20 protein-coding genes and 2 tRNA genes are annotated in these 20,699 nt (G+C 41.6%); 11 read left to right on the top strand and 11 right to left on the bottom strand.

Annotation, left to right across the window (positions count from 1 at the left end; all coding sequences use genetic code 11):
• Positions 1–382: 382 nt before the first annotated feature.
• Both K8B83_RS18000 and K8B83_RS17995 read right to left on the bottom strand, forming a co-directional pair.
• Positions 383–458: transfer RNA gene (locus tag K8B83_RS18000), tRNA-Thr, on the bottom strand.
• Between the two features lie 7 nt (positions 459–465).
• Positions 466–541 (bottom strand) — tRNA-Phe (locus K8B83_RS17995).
• A gap of 559 nt (positions 542–1,100) precedes the next feature.
• Here K8B83_RS17995 and K8B83_RS17990 point away from each other — a divergent pair.
• Both K8B83_RS17990 and K8B83_RS17985 read left to right on the top strand, forming a co-directional pair.
• Positions 1,101–1,652: a cytochrome b gene (locus K8B83_RS17990; RefSeq protein ID WP_188739313.1), complete on the top strand. Its 552-nt coding sequence runs from the start codon at positions 1,101–1,103 to the stop codon at positions 1,650–1,652.
• Positions 1,653–1,706: 54 nt separating this feature from the next.
• Positions 1,707–2,282, top strand: coding sequence for a YceI family protein (locus K8B83_RS17985; protein ID WP_188739314.1), 576 nt, complete (start codon positions 1,707–1,709; stop codon positions 2,280–2,282).
• Between the two features lie 68 nt (positions 2,283–2,350).
• Here K8B83_RS17985 and K8B83_RS17980 read toward each other — a convergent pair whose 3' ends face one another.
• Both K8B83_RS17980 and mutY read right to left on the bottom strand, forming a co-directional pair.
• Entirely contained in the window at positions 2,351–2,629 is a 279-nt protein-coding gene (locus K8B83_RS17980; RefSeq protein ID WP_188739315.1) for an oxidative damage protection protein, read from the bottom strand.
• A 33-nt stretch (positions 2,630–2,662) separates the two neighbouring features.
• Positions 2,663–3,736 (bottom strand): A/G-specific adenine glycosylase, encoded by a 1,074-nt coding sequence (gene mutY / locus K8B83_RS17975; RefSeq protein WP_223418581.1) that lies wholly within the window; start codon positions 3,734–3,736, stop codon positions 2,663–2,665.
• A 215-nt stretch (positions 3,737–3,951) separates the two neighbouring features.
• Between mutY and trmB the strand changes: the two genes are divergently transcribed.
• The 5 genes from trmB to K8B83_RS17950 all read left to right on the top strand — a co-directional run bounded on the left by trmB (position 3,952) and on the right by K8B83_RS17950 (position 8,317).
• Positions 3,952–4,668 carry a tRNA (guanosine(46)-N7)-methyltransferase TrmB gene (gene trmB / locus K8B83_RS17970; RefSeq protein WP_188739317.1) on the top strand — a complete coding sequence of 239 codons (717 nt, stop codon included), beginning with the start codon at positions 3,952–3,954 and terminating at the stop codon, positions 4,666–4,668.
• A gap of 23 nt (positions 4,669–4,691) precedes the next feature.
• Positions 4,692–5,018 (top strand): YggL family protein, encoded by a 327-nt coding sequence (locus K8B83_RS17965; RefSeq protein ID WP_188739318.1) that lies wholly within the window; start codon positions 4,692–4,694, stop codon positions 5,016–5,018.
• A 6-nt stretch (positions 5,019–5,024) separates the two neighbouring features.
• Positions 5,025–5,939: a glutaminase B gene (glsB, locus tag K8B83_RS17960; protein WP_188739319.1), complete on the top strand. Its 915-nt coding sequence runs from the start codon at positions 5,025–5,027 to the stop codon at positions 5,937–5,939.
• Positions 5,940–6,222: 283 nt separating this feature from the next.
• On the top strand, positions 6,223–7,035 hold the full coding sequence (locus tag K8B83_RS17955) for a YggN family protein (RefSeq protein WP_223418579.1): 813 nt from the start codon (positions 6,223–6,225) through the stop codon (positions 7,033–7,035).
• A gap of 340 nt (positions 7,036–7,375) precedes the next feature.
• Entirely contained in the window at positions 7,376–8,317 is a 942-nt protein-coding gene (locus tag K8B83_RS17950; protein ID WP_188739321.1) for a LysR family transcriptional regulator, read from the top strand.
• Positions 8,318–9,059: 742 nt separating this feature from the next.
• Here the strand turns inward: K8B83_RS17950 and K8B83_RS17945 are convergent.
• From K8B83_RS17945 to K8B83_RS17915, 7 genes are all read right to left on the bottom strand, one after another.
• Positions 9,060–10,904 carry a DUF885 domain-containing protein gene (locus tag K8B83_RS17945; protein WP_223418578.1) on the bottom strand — a complete coding sequence of 615 codons (1,845 nt, stop codon included), beginning with the start codon at positions 10,902–10,904 and terminating at the stop codon, positions 9,060–9,062.
• A gap of 171 nt (positions 10,905–11,075) precedes the next feature.
• Positions 11,076–12,215 (bottom strand): radical SAM family heme chaperone HemW, encoded by a 1,140-nt coding sequence (hemW, locus tag K8B83_RS17940; RefSeq protein WP_188739323.1) that lies wholly within the window; start codon positions 12,213–12,215, stop codon positions 11,076–11,078.
• Positions 12,216–12,860, bottom strand: coding sequence for an RdgB/HAM1 family non-canonical purine NTP pyrophosphatase (gene rdgB / locus K8B83_RS17935; protein ID WP_188739324.1), 645 nt, complete (start codon positions 12,858–12,860; stop codon positions 12,216–12,218).
• 327 nt (positions 12,861–13,187) lie between these two features.
• On the bottom strand, positions 13,188–13,589 hold the full coding sequence (locus K8B83_RS17930) for a DUF4426 domain-containing protein (protein WP_223420107.1): 402 nt from the start codon (positions 13,587–13,589) through the stop codon (positions 13,188–13,190).
• A gap of 132 nt (positions 13,590–13,721) precedes the next feature.
• On the bottom strand, positions 13,722–14,270 hold the full coding sequence (locus K8B83_RS17925; protein ID WP_188739326.1) for a YggT family protein: 549 nt from the start codon (positions 14,268–14,270) through the stop codon (positions 13,722–13,724).
• A 150-nt stretch (positions 14,271–14,420) separates the two neighbouring features.
• On the bottom strand, positions 14,421–15,239 hold the full coding sequence (proC, locus tag K8B83_RS17920; RefSeq protein ID WP_188739327.1) for a pyrroline-5-carboxylate reductase: 819 nt from the start codon (positions 15,237–15,239) through the stop codon (positions 14,421–14,423).
• 546 nt (positions 15,240–15,785) lie between these two features.
• Entirely contained in the window at positions 15,786–16,472 is a 687-nt protein-coding gene (locus K8B83_RS17915) for a YggS family pyridoxal phosphate-dependent enzyme (protein WP_188739328.1), read from the bottom strand.
• 27 nt (positions 16,473–16,499) lie between these two features.
• Here K8B83_RS17915 and K8B83_RS17910 point away from each other — a divergent pair, with 27 nt between their 5' ends.
• From K8B83_RS17910 to K8B83_RS17895, 4 genes are all read left to right on the top strand, one after another.
• Entirely contained in the window at positions 16,500–17,537 is a 1,038-nt protein-coding gene (locus tag K8B83_RS17910) for a type IV pilus twitching motility protein PilT (protein ID WP_188739329.1), read from the top strand.
• Positions 17,538–17,548: 11 nt separating this feature from the next.
• The gene (locus tag K8B83_RS17905; RefSeq protein WP_188739330.1) at positions 17,549–18,661 is read left to right on the top strand and encodes a PilT/PilU family type 4a pilus ATPase; all 1,113 of its coding nucleotides are present in this window, start codon (positions 17,549–17,551) and stop codon (positions 18,659–18,661) included.
• 121 nt (positions 18,662–18,782) lie between these two features.
• Entirely contained in the window at positions 18,783–19,883 is a 1,101-nt protein-coding gene (locus tag K8B83_RS17900) for a hypothetical protein (protein ID WP_188739331.1), read from the top strand.
• 120 nt (positions 19,884–20,003) lie between these two features.
• Positions 20,004–20,537, top strand: a complete 534-nt coding sequence (locus K8B83_RS17895; protein ID WP_188739332.1) for a glutathione peroxidase — start codon at positions 20,004–20,006, stop codon at positions 20,535–20,537.
• Positions 20,538–20,699 lie beyond the last annotated feature (162 nt).

Here is a 20,699-nt window from a genome sequence, read left to right as displayed (position 1 = left end):
AAAAGACACTCAGTAGGGTGTCTTTTTTTTACAGCACAAGAATGATCACTTATACCAATTCCACTAATTATCTGGTCATTCAGCGGGAATTCTGTGTCTTCTAGGCAAGTAATAGGATTGTAGGCATAGTTGCTCTACGTCAAAATACTATTAAGCAGCATAGAAGGCACAGAAACCCGCCTTGCAGGAGACGCTCAGACAGTCCATTTCTTTGTTGCATTGCCTTAGAAGGGAATAGCCATTATTTCAACAATGCGCCTCAAACTGAACAGTCTGAGCGACTCTGATTGGTCACATAATTAATGGAAATGGTATTATTCATCTTGATTGGTATAAACAGATACAAAAAAGCCACTCAATGAGTGGCTTTTTTGTTTTTTTATGGTGCCGGCACCAAGAGTCGAACTCGGGACCTACTGATTACAAGTCAGTTGCTCTACCAACTGAGCTATGCCGGCTAAATTGTGGTGCCCGAACCCGGAATCGAACCAGGGACACGAGGATTTTCAATCCTCTGCTCTACCGACTGAGCTATTCGGGCAACTAAACTAAGCGTTAGTTTACTACTTCAAACTAGGTACTAACTTGGTAATCAGTGCCTGTCTCGTCTGGAGTGCGCACATAATATAGTGATGGATTTTATCGTGCAAGTGCTTTTTAAATCTTTTTACTCGTTCGGCTAGTTAATGTGCAAACTGCTGCAATTTTATCTGTTTTCGTTGGTTTTTAGCGCAAAGTGGCTATTTGACTATAAAAAATGAAGGGCAAAACTGAGTAAAGACTGTGTTTATCAATATTAATAACTGCTAAATTTCAATAAATCGCGAAAAAAAACCTAGGTTTTATATTTTTGACGTGAAAGCTATGTGATCCAGTGTGCTAAAGCACTCATGTTCTAAACCAGTAATGTAGTAAATCACTAATATAGCAAACCACTAATGCTATAAACCACTACAGGAACTAATTATGCGAACGTTATTCGATTAAAAAGATGTTCTCGCGTAAACCGTTCTATTTTTTAGAATGCAATAGGCTAATTTAACTGATTTTCTTTTTTAAAATTAGTATTAAACTGGGGTGAGTTATTTAAGGACTATTGAATGTTTAACAATACATCATCAGGTTATGGTTTAACGGCGATTTTATTGCATTGGTTATCAGTAATCGCTGTGTTTGGGTTGTTTGGCCTTGGCTTTTGGATGGTCGATCTAACTTATTACAGTAGCTGGTATCAAACTGCGCCACATATTCATAAAAGTATAGGGCTACTCTTTTTGGGGGTAACCTTACTAAGATTGCTTTGGAAAGCCGTGTCAACAACGCCTAACGCACTTGAACACAGCTCATGGGAAAAGCAATTAGCAAAGTGGACCCACAGAGCATTATATGTATTGCTGTTATTGATCATGGTGTCTGGCATTTTGATTTCAACGGCAGATGGTCGTGATATATGGGTTTTTGATTGGTTTGCTGTGCCATTTCCGAATGCATTTATGGATGACCAGGCAGACATCGCTGGCGTGGTACACCAATATCTTGCATACACTTTAATCGTCTTAGTTGTATTGCATGCTTTAGGTGCCATAAAGCATCACCTCTTTGACAAAGATAATACCTTAACGAGGATGCTCAAACCTGCTCGCAGAAAGTAACGCTACAGGTTTGGACATAATTAATTTTATAGATACACATTAAAGGACAACATAATGAAAAAACATCTACTTGCGGCAATGATTGGCTCATCTTTATTTTTATCGGTATCTGCTAATGCTGCCGATTATGTTATTGATACACAAGGGGCACATGCCTCAATTCAATTTAGTGTTAGTCATTTGGGCTACAGTTTTGTTGTTGGGCGCTTTAATGATTTTTCCGGTAACTTTAGTTTTGATCAAGCTAAAATTGCCGACGCTAAAGTCAATGTAAAAATCAATACTACCAGTGTTGACTCTAACCATGCTGAGCGTGACAAGCATCTACGCAGTGCAGACTTTTTAAATACTGACAAATTCCCTGAAGCCAGTTTTGTGTCTACCTCTATAGTTGATAATGGTAATAATCAATTTGTGATAAATGGTGATTTTACCTTTAATGGTGTGACCAAGCCATTAAGCATAGATGCAAAGGCCATCGGTGAAGGTAAAGATCCATGGGGCGGTTATCGTGCAGGTTTTACCGGTAAAACCACATTTGCAATGAAAGACTACGGCGTAAAAATGGATCTAGGCCCTGCATCAGCAAATGTAGTACTTGATCTTGTCGTTGAAGGGGTTAAGCAATAATTGTACTGAAAAACATAAAGCCGCTAAAAAGCGGCTTTATGTATATTTTTATGTTGAGTTTAGGTCAGTTATTCGTCTTCACTCGGCGGCACATAACCTTCGATTTCAACGTCTTTACCTTCAAATAAAAAACTCAACATTTGAGTTTCTAAAAATTTCCTGTCATCTATGTTCATCATGTTAAGTTTTTTCTCATTGATGAGCATAGTTTGCTTTTTCTGCCATAAGCCCCAGGCTTCTTTACTGATATTGTCATAAATACGCTTGCCGATTTCTCCAGGGTAAAGCTGAAAATCTAATCCGTCGGCAGATTTATTAAGATGAAGACACTGAACTGTGCGAGCCATGATGATTCCTTACTAACGTAAATACAAATAAAACTAATGTGTCGCGAAAAGGACGGCTAAATTAGACAAAATACGCTCTGTGGCTGCCGCTAACCCAACTTTCGCAGGTTGTTGTATGTTATACCAGAGCGCAGCGTTTTGTTCCATGATACTGGTTGCCGACTCAGGTGTTATCTCAACCAGTACAGGTTGTATGTCGAGATGAAAATGGCTAAAAGTGTGCCTAAACCCAGCAAGACCTTGCTCAGAGGCAACCAGATTATGCATGTGCAAATAATCGGATAATTCTGCCTGAGTTTCAAACTGCGGAAAACACCATAGCCCACCCCAAATGCCCGCCGGAGGACGTTGAACCAAGTGTACTTTGGTTATGTTTTGGCTGTTATCTACCATTACCAGCATAAAGGCGGATCTTTCGGGCGTTACTTTTTTAGGTTTTTTACCTGGATATAAGCTTTGGTTGCCTTGTAATTGAGCCTTGCAATCTAGTGCCACAGGGCATAATTCGCACCGTGGTTTGCTTCTAGTGCACACACTAGAGCCAATATCCATCATGGCTTGATTAAATTTTTCAATTCCAGCCTTTGGAGTCAATTTTTCGGTTAATTGCCACAATTGCTGTTCAACGGTTTTAATGCCAGGCCAACCTTCAATTGCACCGTGTCTTGCCAATACGCGCTTTACATTCCCGTCTAAAATAGGGTGATGCTGACCTAACGATAACGACAGAACGGCTCCCGCGGTTGATTTACCAATGCCAGACAAGGCAACAACATCATCAAAATGAGTCGGGAACTCACCATTAAAGTGGTCTCTAATGTGTTGAGCCGCTTTGTGTAAATTTCGCGCTCTGGCGTAATACCCTAAGCCTGTCCAAAGATGCAGTACTTCATCTTGAGGTGCATTAGCCAATGCGACAACTGTAGGAAACCTCGCCATAAACTTTTCATAATAAGGGATAACTGTCGCAACTTGAGTTTGTTGAAGCATAATCTCAGACACCCAAACTCGGTAAGGTGTTTTATTGATTTGCCAAGGCAATGTTTTTCGACCGTTTAGGTCATACCAAGCGATTATGCGCTCAGCAAATGAGGTGACTTTTTTCATGGGCGCAGTGTATCCATAGCCATTTTATTACACAAGAGTTGGTTTTTATCGCAAGATGAAAATCTCGATGCTAATTTAGCGTAAACATGTGCGGCGACTTTAGGTATAATACGCCATTAATACAGATAACAATGACGTAATGTTGATGTAAATAGTGATAGGCAAACTTCACTAGGCATAAACCTTATGTAACGTATGTAAGCAATGAGGCAATAATGAGCGACGTTACCACAGCTGAATTTAACGAAGACGGTAAGTATATTCGTAAAATCAGAAGTTTTGTTTTACGTGAAGGCCGTTTAACAAAAGGGCAATCTCAGGCGATTGAGGCACATTGGCCAGCAATGGGGCTAGACTATTCGCCGCAACCACTTGATTTAACAAAAGTGTTTGGCCGCGAAGCTGATACCGTTCTTGAGATTGGTTTCGGTATGGGGGCGTCATTAGTGCAAATGGCCAGCGAAGCGCCTGAGCAAAACTTTATTGGTATTGAAGTTCATAAGCCCGGCATTGGAGCTTGTTTAGCCGATGCGGGTGAAGCAAAAGTAACAAACTTACGTGTATATCATCATGATGCAATGGAAGTGTTAGAGCATAGTATTGCCGATGGTTCATTAGCGCGTTTGCAATTGTTTTTCCCCGATCCTTGGCACAAAAAACGTCACCATAAGCGTCGTATTGTACAACCTGAGTTTGTTCAATTAGTACGCCGAAAGTTAAAAATTGGCGGCGTATTTCATATGGCAACAGACTGGGAAAACTACAGTGAGCATATGTTAGAAGTAATGAATGCTGCACAGGGATATAAAAATCAATCCTCAACAGGTACCGTGGTTGAGCGTCCAGATCATCGTCCGTTAACAAAGTTTGAAGCGCGCGGACACCGTTTAGGGCATGGCGTTTGGGACATCATGTTTGAGCGCACCGCTTAATTTTAGCAACAGGAGAGTACATCATGGCGCAAAATCGTAGCCGTCGTTTACGTAAAAAATTACGAGTTGATGAATTTCAAGAGTTAGGTTTTGACATCAACTGGGTATTTGATGAATCGGTGTCTGAGGCTGATATAGATGCCTTAGTTGATCAATTTATTGATGAAGTCATTGAGCCTCGCAAACTGGGTTTTCACGGTGGTGGACACAAAGAATGGGAAGGCATTATTGCCACTCAAGCTATTGGCAAATGCACTGACGAAGACGTTGCCGCCGTTAAAGCATTTTGGCAAGGTAAGCCTGTATCAGGACTCGAAGTAAGCAGTTTGTACGACATCTGGTGGGGATAAGCCAAATTGCCAGAGCAATTACTCCTTCAAGAAGCGGTAGACAAAGTCAGGCCGCTATTGGGCAAAGGCAAAGTGGCAGGGTATATTCCTGCCCTTGCCGATGTTGATCCCAACAAAATAGGGATCGCCATAACGACTATCGATGGTACCACTATTGGTGCTGGCGATTACCTTGAACCCTTTTCTATCCAAAGTATTTCCAAGGTGTTTAGTTTAACTTTAGCGTTAAACTTATATACAGAAGATGAAATTTGGCATCGTGTAGGCAAAGAACCTTCAGGGCATTCATTTAACTCACTTGTTCAAGTTGAGCTAGAGCGTGGCAAGCCTCGTAACCCCTTTATTAATGCTGGTGCATTAATTATTGCTGATTTACTGCAGGCTCGTTTGGGCGCGCCAAAGCATCGTATGTTAGAAGTGGTGAGGCAGTTAAGCCAAAATCCTAGTGTAACTTACGACAAAGTGGTGGCCGACTCTGAATATCAATTTAGTGCTCGTAATGCTTCTATTGCCTATTTAATGAAGTCGTTTGGTAATTTTAATGGCGATGTAGACACTGTGCTTAAAAGTTACTTTCATTATTGCTCACTAAAAATGAATTGTGCTGATTTATCCAGAGCCATGTTTTATTTAGCCAATCGCGGCAAAACATTAGACGGTGATAGCCTAGTAACGCCAGTACAAAATAGACAGCTTAATGCATTGCTAGCAACATCAGGGTTATATGATGGTGCAGGTGAGTTTGCCTATCGCGTTGGTATGCCGGGTAAAAGTGGTGTTGGTGGTGGGATTATTGCCGTTATTCCTGGTGATATGTCTATTTGTGTTTGGTCTCCAGAGCTTGATACCAACGGTAACTCGCTTGCGGGTACCGCTATGCTTGAGCACATAAGCCAGCAATTAGGCCGTTCAATTTTTTAATATTAGGGCGTGTTTATCTTTATCGATTATTTAATCTTAATCACGAAAGATAAACACCCCAAATCTCGCAAAATTAATTATTATTGGTATTTGTAAAATAGACTACATTTTGGTTTATTTTGCTAATACACTGCCGCTACAGATTGTTCATCTTATTTTATTATCATACCTAGATTTCTCATTTTTATATAAATCAGTGCTTTACGATTGTGGCATGACTTGTGCTAAGTATTCGGTATAGTTAATCAATTAATAATATTCACAACAAAGAAAGGTTTTGATTATGACCAAACAAAAGTTGACTTGTGGTTTAGCGTTAAGCAGCGTGCTATTTACTGCTGGGGCATGGACACCGGCCATGGCCAAAATGTCATTAAATGATGAAAAGTGTAATGTCACGTTAAATTATGATGTCACTGTTGAGCCAACAAATTTACAAGTAAGTGACAATGGCACTGAAAAGTATCGTGTTGAGCTAGGGCAATTATACGTAGATGGTAAAAAAATAACCCTAGACGATAAACAGCAAAAATTACTGACCCAATACTCAGAAGAGTTATCTCGTCAAGTACCCGATGTTATTGATCTTGTAGGTGATGTTGTTGCGATTGCCACTCAAGCTGTGAATATGGCGTTAACGCCAATTTTGGGCGATGCAGCTGGTACACATATTGATAAATTAATGAATGGTATTCAGCAACGCGTTGACACTATGGCCTATCAGCAGGGTGACAAGTTTTACCTTGGTTCAACCGAGGCATCTATCGAAAAAACCTTTAACGAAGAGTTTGAACAAGAGATAGAGCAAATGGTCACCAATTCAATGGGGGCACTTATGATGACACTCGGTGGCCAAATCATGTCGTCAGAAGGCGGCACCTTTGAAGAAAAAATGAATGCTTTTTCTCAAAAAATGGAAAATGTTGGCAGCGATATCGAAAAGCAACTCGAATCACAATCTCAAAGTCTTGAGGCTAGAGCAACAAAAGTATGTGACGACTTTGCAGGGCTGTTAGTTCTTGAAAACCAGGCTAGACAAGCAATCCCTGAACTTGCACCATTTACCCTCGCTAAATTAGGCGAAACCACCCAGTAATTTGAGTCTCTATCTCCTTGACCTCCCCTGTCGTCTTTTTCAAGACACAGGGGCTTTTTTTATATCGCAAAAGTCCCCATCTGCCTGCCATAGCTTGTTTTCTTTGTTCTGATAAAAAAATTGTCAATTATAAATATAGAGCAAGAGAGTGTTTTTTTGTTATACTCTCTCAAAATATAAGAAAATACCCTCTACTTTAGATGCAGTTATGTTTAGCAATAATAAATATGACTGAGTTGATGTGATTGCTTACCTCGCCAATAGTAATGAGCCTGTTCATATTAGCGAGCTACACAACACCTGATTTTATTAATGTCGTAACCAGCTTAAGGCGACTTTCATGTTAGAACTGTTAGAACCTATCGCAATTTTTACTCATGTTGCACGAGCAGGAAGTTTTAGTGCTGCAGCCAGACGTCTTGGTATTTCTAAATCTAAAGTCAGTACACAAGTTGCTGATCTTGAGCACAAACTCGGTGTACAGCTTATTCAGCGAACCACTCGTAGTTTGAGCCTGACAGAAGCAGGTAATTTGTTGTACCTACAGGGTGAAGAATTGCTGCGCGACGCAGAGCAAGCTGTCGCCAGTGTGCATAATTTAAATGACGCCACTCGCGGCGTACTTAAAGTGGGTATTTCACAGTCATTTGGTACTATGCATATTATCCCAGCTTTGCCTGATTTTATGGCGCGCCATCCTGAGCTTGAATTGCAGGTAAGCCTACTTGACCATAAAGTGGATGTTGTTAGCGAAGGGTTAGATTTACTGTTAACCATGTCAGAACAACTACCATTAGGTATGGTTGCAAGACCACTAATGAAGTGCCAGTTTTTACTCGTTGCATCGCCTGGTTATATTGCAAAGCACGGTAATATCAGTCGCCCTGAACAATTGGTTGAACATAATTGTCTTGTTTATCAAGGTGAGTGGCACGAACACAGTATGTGGCAGTTTAAAAAAGGCGAAGATTACTGCGAAATCGGCGTCTCTGGTAATTTTCGTGTAGACAATGCCCCAGCGTTAAAATCAGCTGCCGTCAGTGGTTTAGGGATTGTTTATCTGGCCAGTTATTTAATGGAAGACGAAATTGCCCAGGGCACATTAGTGCCATTATTACCCGACTGGCAGTTAACGCATAACTTGCCATTACAGGCCGTTTACCCACGCCGTAAGCATTTAGCGCCTAAGGTGAGTGCATTTATCGACTTTATTAAAACGCATATTGGCAGCCCACCATATTGGGACGCTAAATTTGATCATTTATACAAACTTCGTAAGTAACCTCAGCGGTGGGTAATAAATGTATTTCAAACAGCTCTTTGCACCGATAACGTAGTTATCAGCGCAAATTTCAAGTTTGAATGTATCTTATGGCGTTATTGTTAGAATCAACGTCATTTATTCATCTCTTACCCAGAGTTGAGGCTAAGTAAAAAAGTGGAAACATTGTTTGTATAATAAAACAAAGCCGCATAGCCTTATGTGGCTTTGTTTTTTGTTGATGTTTATCAATAATTTAAGCTATTTGTTAATTAGTGTTTTACTGAATTACTAATCAATGACTTACTCAATATGAAAATGTTTGCTGTTGCAGTCTGTTCTCAATTTAATACAATAGCAGCTAGTTGATTCAGAATGATTTGAACCTGTATTTTCTGAGAAATGACCCCTTTTCAGTTAATGCCCAAATCAGCAACTTAGCGAATTTTGAATCAGTGCTGACAACCGTTTTTCAAACTAAAACAATGTCGGCTTTGAAACCATCATCCTAGTTATTTGGTTTACCCCAGGCATCGAACTGGGGTTATTTTTTTGTATTTTCGCCAAATAATACCAATCAGGATAAATAAGTGATCAGAGATTGCGTAGGAAAAATCGCTCATAATAAGGCAGAAATTGCAGCAAGCTAGTTGTTATACCTTCAAAATTTTATAAGCGATGTTCAGAATGATCACACCATTGTGCTGATTGGTAAAAAATGCAGCACAATAAGTGCTGCATCTTAGTGTATCTTACAAGTCGGTTATCTGTGTTCAAGCCATTTATTCACTTGCTCTGCAAGAACATCTAATGGCAATGGGCCATTTCTTAGCACAACATTATGAAATTCTCGAATATCAAATTTATCCCCTAGTTGCTTTTTGGCCTGTTCTCGCAAGGCTAAAATTTTCATCATTCCCACTTTATATGCTGTAGCTTGAGATGGCATAACGATGTGGCGCTCTACCATTTTTATTGCATCAGACTTAGCATTTGGTGTGTTTTCGACGTAATAAACAATGGCTTGTTCACGTGTCCACTTTTTAGTATGGATGCCAGTATCAACAACTAAACGGCATGCGCGCCACAGTTCCATTGATAAACGGCCAAAGTCTGAATAAGGATCTACATACAAGCCCATTTCTTTTGGGAAATACTCAGAATATAAGCCCCAGCCTTCAACATAAGCGGTGTAACTGCCAAATTTTCTAAACTTTGGGAGTCCTTGTAATTCTTGAGCCTTAGCGATTTGCATATGATGCCCAGGGCTTCCTTCGTGGTATGCAAGTGCTTCCATTTGGTATTTAGGCATCGCAGCCATTTTGTACAAGTTAGCGTAGTAAATACCTGGTCGCGAGCCATCAGGCGCAGGCTGATCATAGAAGGCTTTGCCAGCCGATTTTTCACGAAATGCTTCAACTTGTTTAACCAGTAATGCAGCCTTTGGCTTAACCTTAAACACTTCGTCTAAACGTGATTCCATATTGTCGATATAGGCTTTTGCTTGCGTTAAATAGGCTTGTTGGCCTTCTTTTGTGTCTGGGTAGTAAAATTGCTTGTCATTACGCATGTAAGTAAAAAACTCGGCTAGGGTTCCGGTGTAGTTTACTTTTTTCATAATAAGTCGCATTTCATCATGAATACGGCTCACTTCAGCGAGTCCAATTTGATGGATTTCATCTGCGGTTAAATCAGTAGTTGTGGTCCGCGCTAGCGCATTATTAAAGAATGCTTCACCGTCGGGTAATTTCCATACCCCATCGCGGTTGTCGGCGCGGGCTTCTAAGGTTTTGGTATAACTAATTAACTGCTCATAGGCTGGTTTAACCTTAGTGAGCAATGCTTGCTTAACTTCAGTTAACAAAGCTTGTTTTTTATCGTCACTTATTTCGAGTTTATTGATTTTTCGGTTGGCGTCTGCCCAAAGCGGATTATCTTTACCTGAGTCGCTAAAAGGAAATCCTGAAATAATATTTTTACTGTCGGCAATCACATAAGCAAACACAAATTTTGGCGCGATAATGTGTTTTTGAGCCCTTAGCTCCAATGCGGATTCTAATTGTGCTAATAGCGTTTCAGTGCCGTTTAGGCGGCTAATGTATGCCTTTGCGTCACTTTCATCGGTAATTTGGTGTTGGTTAATTAAGATTGAGGCCACTAGAGAATGCACACCGTACATCTGGTTAACCGGATAAGTGTGGTAGCGCCATTTGTCGTCGGCAATAGTCTGCTCTATGCGAGCCTGTAAAAGTGTAAAACTAAGGGCGGTTTGCTCATCGAGTTGGGTAACATCTATTGCATTAAGTTGTGCCAGCTGTTTTTTTGCGCGAGCAAGGTCGGCATCCGCTGCCGCCTCTGATAAGTCATTCCATTTGCCGTAATCTTTTTTTATGCCCAGAAAGGTTTGATTAACCGGATTAGACAAGACATTTTCCATAAAGATGGTTTCAAATAGCGCATTGGCTTTTTCTGACTCGCTATTTGTCGCCACGGCCTGACTTTCTTGTTGGCTAAATACGGCAGAAGAATGTGTGTGAGCAATCGCGCTTGTGCTTAATAAGCTTGATAGCGCCACCGCAATAATGGTGGTTTTGGTGTTGATGGGCATCGATATCTTCCTAAAGTACACAATTTATAGGATGACATCCTAATCAAGCTTGCGCTAAATGTGTTAATTCAAATGTTAGAAAGTGTGTATTTTATGATAAAAAAGCGGCTCATAATTTGTGTCAGTGAGCCGCCAGATAAATTTAAATGTAGTTGGGCGATATTCGTTGCATTATATAAATTGCGACAATAAATCGTTTACAAACATGTGGCCCTTTGGTGTGAGCTGCCAATGGGTGTTTGTTTCAGTGAGTAAGCCTCTTTCAATCGATTTTTGCATACCGAGTTTAACCACATCAGCCGATTGTCCTGTGCGCTGTTCAAACTCTGTTTTTGCAATGGGTGTCATTAACCTTAAGCGGTTCATTAAATATTCTAATGGGCGATCTTCTTCAATAACATCTGTTGTTTCAAAGGTGTAATTCTCTGCGGCAAGATACCCCTTAGGATGCTTAATTTTCACTGTTCTTACGATACGGTTTTGCTCTACGATGGTGACTTTTCCGTGTGCGCCGCAGCCAATGCCCAGGTAATCACCAAATTGCCAATAATTTAAGTTATGACGGCACTGAAAACCCGGTTTGGCATAGGCAGATATTTCATATTGCTCGTAACCTAAATCTGCAAGCTTCTTTTGCCCTTGCTCGTATATTTGCCACAGGTTTTCGTCATCTGGTAATTGTGGCGGTTTTGAATGAAATAGGGTGTTGGGCTCAATGGTGAGTTGATACCAAGACAAGTGCGGTGGAGCAAGCGCTGTGGCCGTGTCTATATCGTGCATTGCTTCAGCAAAGCTTTGGTTTGGCAGGCCGTGCATCAAGTCGAGATTAAAACTTAAGTAGTCAGCTTGTTTGGCTTTTTTTGCCGCGACTTTTGCTTCATCTTCGTTATGAATCCGCCCAAGTAAATTAAGTTTATCTTTAGAAAAACTTTGCACACCAATGGATAACCGAGTTACTCCCGCCGCACGATAAGCGCTAAAATCGTCATGCTCTAATGTGCCAGGATTGGCTTCCATGGTGATTTCAATATCATTTTCAAAAGGGATTAATGCATTAACCCCCTCGAGTAAACGCTTAATTTGGCTTGCGTCAAACAAAGATGGTGTACCACCGCCAATAAAGATTGTGTGTAGGTTACGCCCCTGCACATACCCCAAATCAGCCTGTAAATCGGCCAAAAGCGCATCAACATATTCCTGCTGTGGTAATTCACCATGCTGGCCATGAGAATTAAAGTCACAATAAGGGCATTTTTGTACACACCATGGAATGTGCACATACAGGCTAAGAGGCGGCAGCTGCAAAGTCATTTATTGCCCGCCATTTGTTTCGAAAACTTGCTGTTCGCCAATAATTCCCTTTGCCTTCATTGCACTAATTAATAACTCAAGGGCTTTACCACGGTGACTATGGGCATTTTTTTGCTCGCTGCTAAGTTGCGCAGCAGTACAGTCAAATCCTTGTGGAACAAATATTGGGTCGTAACCATGGCCCTGTTCACCTTGTGGCGCCATATTAATGCTGCCTTCCCAGGATGCCTGGCAAATTATCGGCGTAGGGTCTTTTGCATGGCGCATATACACCAATACACACTGAAAACGAGCAGAACGAAGAGGTTCATCTTTTAAGGCTGCTAATAATTTGAGGTAATTGCTGGTTTCAGTCGCGCCTGAACCCGAGTAACGTGCAGAGTAGATCCCAGGCTGCCCTTGAAGGGCGTCAACTTCAATACCCGAATCATCGGCTATGGCAGGTTTACCCGTAATTTCGGCAGCATGACGCGCTTTAATGATGGCATTTTCAACGAAAGTGGTACCGGTTTCGGCCACATCTGGCACATTAAATTGATTTTGCGGTAACACTTCGATGCCATAGTGGGTAAACATTTGGGCAAATTCAGCGAGTTTGCCTTTATTACCACTGGCAAGCACTATGTGTTGAGTTGGAGATTGCATGAGATTGGTCAACCTAAGGTAAAAATTTGCAACATTATACGCTAACAAAGCAGCGGTGTACTATGGTTCTTCGGCTATGATTCTAGGTGCTCGCAGGAACGCTAGAGGGCGTGACTTCGTCACTGTTAGGGGCTAGGGCTAGGGCGCTACGCTGCGAGTTACGAGGACGCTGCACTTCTAGCATCTAGAATCTAGACCCTCTTGCGAGCTTGCGAGCTCCTAGGGCGTGATTTCGTCACTGCTAGGGTCGCTGCGCTGCTAAGATTTGTCTCTAGATTTTCGCAGGGCAGCGTCGTTGATACCGTAGGTCGTTCTATCGGCGCTTTGTTATTCTACATAAAACTTTTGCTTAAACTTAAGTGATGTATTGAGTTGGTTTGCATATTTTATCGCAATATCAAAATTAACTTCTTGATCGTCTCTAAACGGCACTTCTGCAATGTAGTAAATTGCATCACCTTCGCGAATTTCTTTAAAATCAAGGGTGATCCGCGCATCGATTAAGTTGTTGGCTATGCCTGATATCTCAACTGCTACCGCAGGGTTGCCTTTTAAGTTTGTGTTTAATACTGTGATATTCACCAGTCCATTATAACCACTTCGCTCAATACCATAGGTTTTTGCGACTTCGGGCGTGATAAAGGTGCTGTTAAGTGCCATGTAGTGAATATCAAAATTACCCACTTGTTGCTTTTGCTCTGCATGTGCAAGGTTAATCAAGCACAACATAGACAACAACAATGCACTCGCCAAATAGCGTAAGTTCAATAGTGGTTTTAACATGATTAATTCCTGTAGTTTAACGGCGACATGATATGAACTATCAGGCCGCCATTTAATATTGTTACTGGGTTAAAAAGCTTAAATCATCGACCAAAATGGAATGTACTGCGCAAACAACATGTTTAAAAAATTCATCGCAATAAATACCACAAGTACCGATAAATCTAAGCCACCAAGTGGAGGTAATATTTTACGTACAGGGGCTAAAATTGGCTCCGTTAATTGAGTCATAATCATGATGACGGGATTGTATCCTTGATTAAACCAACTCAAAATTGCACGAATAAGTAACATCCAAAATAGCAATACGCCTGCATTTTTCAGCACAGACACGACTGAAAATAACAAAATTGTGAGTAGCTCAAAACTGGCGCCTGCAATTAAAGTAAGTACTAACATTTTTAGCATAACAACGATCAATGCTAACAACATTGACGAAGTATCAATGCTGCCCATTGATGGTAATACTCGGCGCATTGGCGCAATAATGGGTTGAGTTGCTTTTACCACAAATTGGCTAAACGGATTATAAAAATCGGCTTTAACTAATTGCAGCCAAAAGCGCAAAATGACAACCATCAGGTATAGGTCAAACAGCGTGTTGATCAAAAAAACCATTGCATTCATGAATATTGCCTTACATTTATGCCATTAATTGAAATAGGGCTTAGTGAGCTGTTGTACGGTCGAGCGCTTAACCACTCGATGTAATATTATCACCAAGTATTTTAGCCTGAGATAAATAATCGTTCATCTATACTCAAGCTTAACGTTAATTTAAAACATTTTTGCCATTTCTTGGGCCCGCGCCACACAGTTGTTCATAGCTTTATCAACTAATCCACCTAAGTCGCCTTGCTGAAAGGTTTCTACTGCTTTAGCTGTAGTACCGCCTTTTGACATCACGTTGGTTCTGAGTTGCTCAAGTGACAATTGCTGATTTTGAATCACCATTTGAGCGGCACCTAATGCCGCTTGTTCTGCGAGTAATCTGGCTTTGTCTTCTGGCATACCCATTTTTACACCAGAGGCAATCATTGATTCAATAAATAGAAAGAAGTAAGCCGGAGAGCTACCAGACAGTGCTATCACCTGGTTTAATCCTTCTTCACTATCAACCCAAACCACGTTGCCACCGCTTTGCATTAAGGTTTCGCATATGGCTTTATGCTCAGCTGAAATATTGTCTTCAGCGTATATGCCAGTCATACCATAGCCAATTTGAGTTGGGGTATTTGGCATAGTACGAATAAGCGTAATAGGCTGCTTAAAATATTCTTGATAACGAGCAGCAGGGATACCTGCAGCGATAGTGATGATTAACTTATCGGCTAAATTAAGGTGGCTAAGTGCATTACATACCGCTTCCATCAGTTGCGGTTTTACACTTAATACAATTACATCTGCGGCTTGAGCCGCCGCTGCGTTATCATTAGACACTTCAATAGAGAAATCTTGTTGCAGCGCATCTAACTTACCCTGGCTTGGGTTCGTTGCATGAATAAGTGCACTTGGGTAACCATGTTTGACTAAGCCACTAATAATACTGCGAGTCATATTGCCCGCACCGATAAAACATACTTTTGCTTGAGTCATTTCAATTACATCCATTAAGAGAGTGAATTTAAATCGTTAATGGCGCTATGTTACATAAAAGGACGCTGCGCTGCTAGGTTCTAGGTTCTAGGGCGTGACTGCGTCACTGCTAGGGCGCTTCGCTGCTAGGTACTAGGGCGTGACTGCGTCACTACTAGGGCGCTACGCTGCTAGGTTCTAGGACGTGACTTCGTCACTGCTAGGGCGCTGCGCTTCTAGTTGCTAGGGCGTGACTTCGTCACTTCGAGGGCGCTACGCTTCTAGAATCTAGAAGGACGAAGTCCGCTCTCAGGCGAGCCTGCGAGCTCCTAGAACCCGTAAGCAAAGCGTTCTGTACTCCGTAATCGCTTTTAAGATCTACAGAAACACCTGGATCCCTGATAAAAGATCTCAGGGATGACAACCGGGTAGATTTAGCTAGGGCGCTTCGCTTCTAGAATCTAGCAGGACGAAGTCCGCTCTCAGGCGAGCCTGCGAGTTCCTAGAATCTAGACCCTCTGGCGAGCCTGCGAGTTCCTAGAACCTAGCTCCTAGAACCTAAATCACTTATCTCTCACCAAAAATCGCGCTACCGATACGCACCATGGTTGAGCCATTAGCTATAGCAATATCCATGTCGCCGCTCATTCCCATCGATAAGGTGTCAATGCTTGGGTATTGCTGTTTTAGTTGATCGTAGAGTGTTTTTAGTTTGGCAAATTCTTGTTGCTGGAGATCGGTATTGTCTGTGGCGGTTGGAATTGCCATTAGTCCCCGCAGCGTTATATTTGGCAGCTTGCTGATAGTAAGCGCTAACGAGGCAACCTCTGCGGCATCAACACCTGACTTGCTGTCTTCTTGGCTAATGTTAACTTGAATGCACACATTTAACGGCTTTTTGTGTGCGGGGCGTTGATCATTTAACCTTTGGGCTATTTTGTCGCGGCTGATGGTATGCATCCAATCAAAATGTTCGGCGACAATTTTGGTTTTATTTGATTGTAATGGGCCAATAAAATGCCATTCAATATCGGGGTAATCACCAGCAAGGGCTGTAATTTTTGCCTCACCTTCCTGGACATAATTCTCGCCAAATTGACGTTGTCCTGCATCGTATGCTGCAACAATGTCATTGATAGGTTTAGTTTTACTGACCGCAAGTAAGCTGATGTCGCTTGGCGTTCGCGAACAATTTTGCGCCGCTTGGTTAATTCTGCGCTGGGCGATTGATATTCTGTCTGCTATTGTTGTCATAATGTTGATTAAATGGATGTCTCTACAATGGAAATCACTGAATTACTCGCTTTTAGTGTAAAACACAAAGCATCAGATCTACACCTTTCTGCAGGTGTATCTCCTATGATCCGTGTCGACGGTGAAGTGCGAAAAATTAACTTACCCGCACTCGATCATCAAGGTGTTCATAGTCTGGTTTACGACATCATGAACGATAAGCAACGAAAAGACTACGAAGAACACCTCGAAATCGACTTTTCATTTGAAGTGCCTAACCTTGCTCGTTTTCGTGTTAACGCGTTTAATCAGGCTCGCGGTGCTGGCGCTGTATTTCGTACCATTCCGTCAGATATTTTATCGTTAGAGCAACTTGGTGCCCCTGAGATTTTCAAAAAAATATCCAGTTTTCCACGTGGATTAGTGCTAGTAACAGGGCCAACTGGTTCGGGTAAATCAACAACCCTTGCAGGCATGGTCGACTATATTAATGAAAACCGTCACGAACACATTTTAACCATTGAAGATCCTATCGAATTCGTTCACCAAAATAAACAATGCTTAGTTAACCAACGTGAAGTTCACAAACACACCCACAGCTTCAATGCTGCCCTAAGAAGTGCATTGCGTGAAGACCCTGACGTTATCCTCGTTGGTGAGATGCGTGACCTTGAAACCATTCGATTAGCGATGACCGCAGCCGAAACCGGTCACTTAGTTTTTGGTACCTTGCACACCACCTCGGCGGCTAAAACCATTGACCGTATCGTTGACGTTTTCCCTGAAGGTGAAAAGAGTATGGTACGAACCATGCTGTCTGAATCGCTTCAGGCTGTTATTTCACAAACCTTAATTAAAAAAATTGGTGGTGGCCGAGTTGCTGCTCACGAAATCATGATGGGTACACCGGCAATTCGTAACCTTATCCGTGAAGATAAAGTCGCGCAAATGTACTCTGCCATTCAAACGGGTATGGCACATGGTATGCAAACGCTAGATCAATGTTTGCAAAATCTAGTTAATCGCGGGCTCATTACTCGTGAAGATGCAATGCAAAAGAGCTCGAATAAACAAGCTAATTTTTAAGGATTAGAATCATGGATGTTCGTCCGTTTTTAAATATTATGGTCGAGAAAAAGGCCTCAGATTTATTTATTACTGCCGGTTTTCCGCCAAGTGCCAAAATTGATGGTGAGTTACGTCAGTTATCAGAAACCAAATTAACACCACAGCAGTCTTTAGCTTTTGTTGAGTCGCTAATGTCTGACGTACAGAAAAAAGAGTTTCATGACACCAGTGAGTGTAACTTTGCATTTGCGGCCAAAGAGCTTGGCCGTTTTCGTGTAAGTGCCTTCTGGCAACGAGAGTCTGCTGGCTGTGTTATGCGTCGTATTGAAACCAATATTCCAGAAGTTGACGACTTAAAGCTGCCTGCCATTCTTAAAGATTTAGTCATGAGTAAGCGTGGCCTAATCATTATGGTAGGTGGGACAGGTACAGGTAAATCAACATCACTTGCCGCGCTGGTAGGTTACCGCAACGCCCACGCTCGCGGTCATATTTTAACCATTGAAGATCCAGTCGAGTTTGTTCATAACCACCGCAAAAGTATTATTACTCAGCGCGAAGTGGGTATCGACACTGACTCATTTGATGCGGCACTGAAAAGCTCACTGCGCCAAGCGCCCGATGTTATCTTAATTGGTGAAATCCGAACCCAAGAAACAATGGAGTTTGCGTTATCCTTTGCTGAAACTGGCCATTTATGTATGGCAACATTGCACGCAAACAACGCCAACCAAGCACTAGACCGTATTATGCATTTAGTGCCAGAGAGTAAGCACAATCAATTACTGTTCGATTTGTCGTTAAACCTACGCGGCATCGTGGCACAGCAACTTATCCCTAAATCTGACGGTACAGGCCGCCGCGCAGCAATTGAAGTATTAATTAACACCCCCCGTGTTGCGAGCCTTATTGCTAAAAACGAGCTGCATTTACTCAAAGAAACCATGGGTAAATCTCGCGAGCAGGGTATGCAAACGTTTGACCAAGCGTTATTAGACTTATACCTCGAAGGCGAAATCAGTTACGCAGATGCATTGCACCACGCCGACTCGCCAAACGATTTACGTCTCATGATTAAATTGCAAGGTAACGAAGCCGCATCAGCAGGAACGATGGAAGGCATAACCTTGGATATGGGGTAACTTGGCTAATTATATTAAGCATTGAGTTAAATTCGAGAGGTCATAAGCAGTAACTTGTGGCCTTTTTTGTTATAATCGCTGACTGATTTCAATATTTATATTTCCCTATCAAGGATGCCCCATGCTTTTATGGCAAAAATTTGCACTTTCTACTTCACTTGTTTTGTTTTCATTCTCCGCACTGGCAGTTAAAGTGACCGACGAGGTAGATGTTGGTGGTGCCGTTCGCATTAACTATGGCTGGAAAGATTATGACGATAACGCAAAGTTAGAGTTTGAACTATTTCGTGCAGATGTTAATTACCAATCTAAAGATGGTTTATTTGCATCGGCGCAATACCGCTGGTATCAAGATATGGATGCGATACACCATGCTTATATGGGATATCAATTCGATGAAACCCAGTCGGTACAAGTTGGTGTCACTCAAGTGCCATTTGGTTTTTTGCCATATGCCGCACATTCATTCTGGTTTAGCGCTGCTTATTATCTTGGTTTCGAAGATGATTACGATGCTGGTGTGCATTACAAAAATGAACAAAATGGCTGGCGTTACGATGTAGCCTACTTTGCTAATGATGAATACGCCAATGGATCACGTTATGACCGTTACTCCTTTGACGTAGCAACAACCGGTGATTCGCCATACGAAGAATCTGGCCAAGTAAATGCGCGTATTGAACGTGAATTTACTACAGGTGAGGTGACTCATAAGTTAGGTGGTTCGCTTCAGTTTAGTCAGTTAGATTTTGTGGCCGATGCAGCAAACGTCAATGGTGAAGACTCAGACAGCATTGCTGCTGCAGCACATTGGCAAGCCGACTGGCAAAAATGGCAATTACAAGTTCAATATATGCATTACGACTATGACGTAGACAGCAACCGTGTAGCTATTGGCGCTTTTCAGTATCAATCAGATATAGCTGCTGAAGCTGATGTGGCAATCGTTAACATTGCTAAGTCGTTTGATGTTGATTGGGGGCCAATTACCCAATTAAATTGCTACAACGATTATAGCCAAGTGATGGTGTCGGGTGATGGCTTAGCCGACTCTATTCAAAACGTCACTGGCTGTGCAATTACAGCGGGCAAGTTTTATTCTTACGTTGATTGGATTGCGGGTAAAAACATGTACTTTATCAATGGTTCAGGTGTAGGCATTGATAATGGTGACACCGGCTGGCACTCTAGATTGAACATCAATGTTGGTTTATATTTTTAGCATGGGTTGATCTTATTGCAGATGTAATTCGTAATGCGATAAATAATCAACTAAGGTATTGATAAGTAGATTATCAATACCTTTTTTATTCGATGTAATTTGAGTAAAGGACACGAAAAAATGATAAAACATATTACCGCAATAGCGCTACTAACTAGCAGTTTGGGCGTGTCAGCTGCAAGCTGTCCAGAGTATCTCAATGTCGAAGCACGTAAATTACACTCCAAAGACAATGTTAACCTGTGTGAACTCACCCAGGGAAAGCCAGTTTTGATTGTAAATACGGCATCAAACTGCGGCTTTACTCCGCAATTTGAAGCACTAGAAGCTTTACATAAAGAGTATGCAGACAAGGGCTTAGTGGTAATTGGTTTTCCTTCTGACGATTTTTTCCAAGAAGAAAAAGATGAAGCAAAAACGGCAGATGTGTGTTTTATCAATTATGGTGTCAGCTTTACCATGGTCGCAACATCGCCTGTACGGGGCGACAATGCCAATTCAGTATTTAAATACCTCGGTGATAAAAGCGGTTCACCTAAATGGAATTTTTATAAATACCTAGTCTCAGGTGACGGACAAACTGTCCAGCAGTTTAATTCACGAGTAAAACCTGACAGTGAACAAATCAAAAAAGCGATAGAAACTGTATTATAAATCGCAGCAGCAATAAGAAAGAGCGCAAACAGGTATGCAATTCGATACCTAGCGCTCTTTTTGTTTATAAATAATAAGATACAATCAACAAATAATGACTTTAATCTCAGCAAAACGAGTACGATAAGTTAACACAAGCATCAAGACTATTTTTGCGTTTAG

This window comes from Shewanella inventionis (assembly GCF_019931735.1).
GTDB classification, from domain to species: Bacteria; Pseudomonadota; Gammaproteobacteria; order Enterobacterales; family Shewanellaceae; genus Shewanella; species Shewanella inventionis.
The sequence above is the reverse complement of the archived record's forward strand: the minus strand, read 5'-3'. Positions and strand labels throughout refer to the sequence as shown.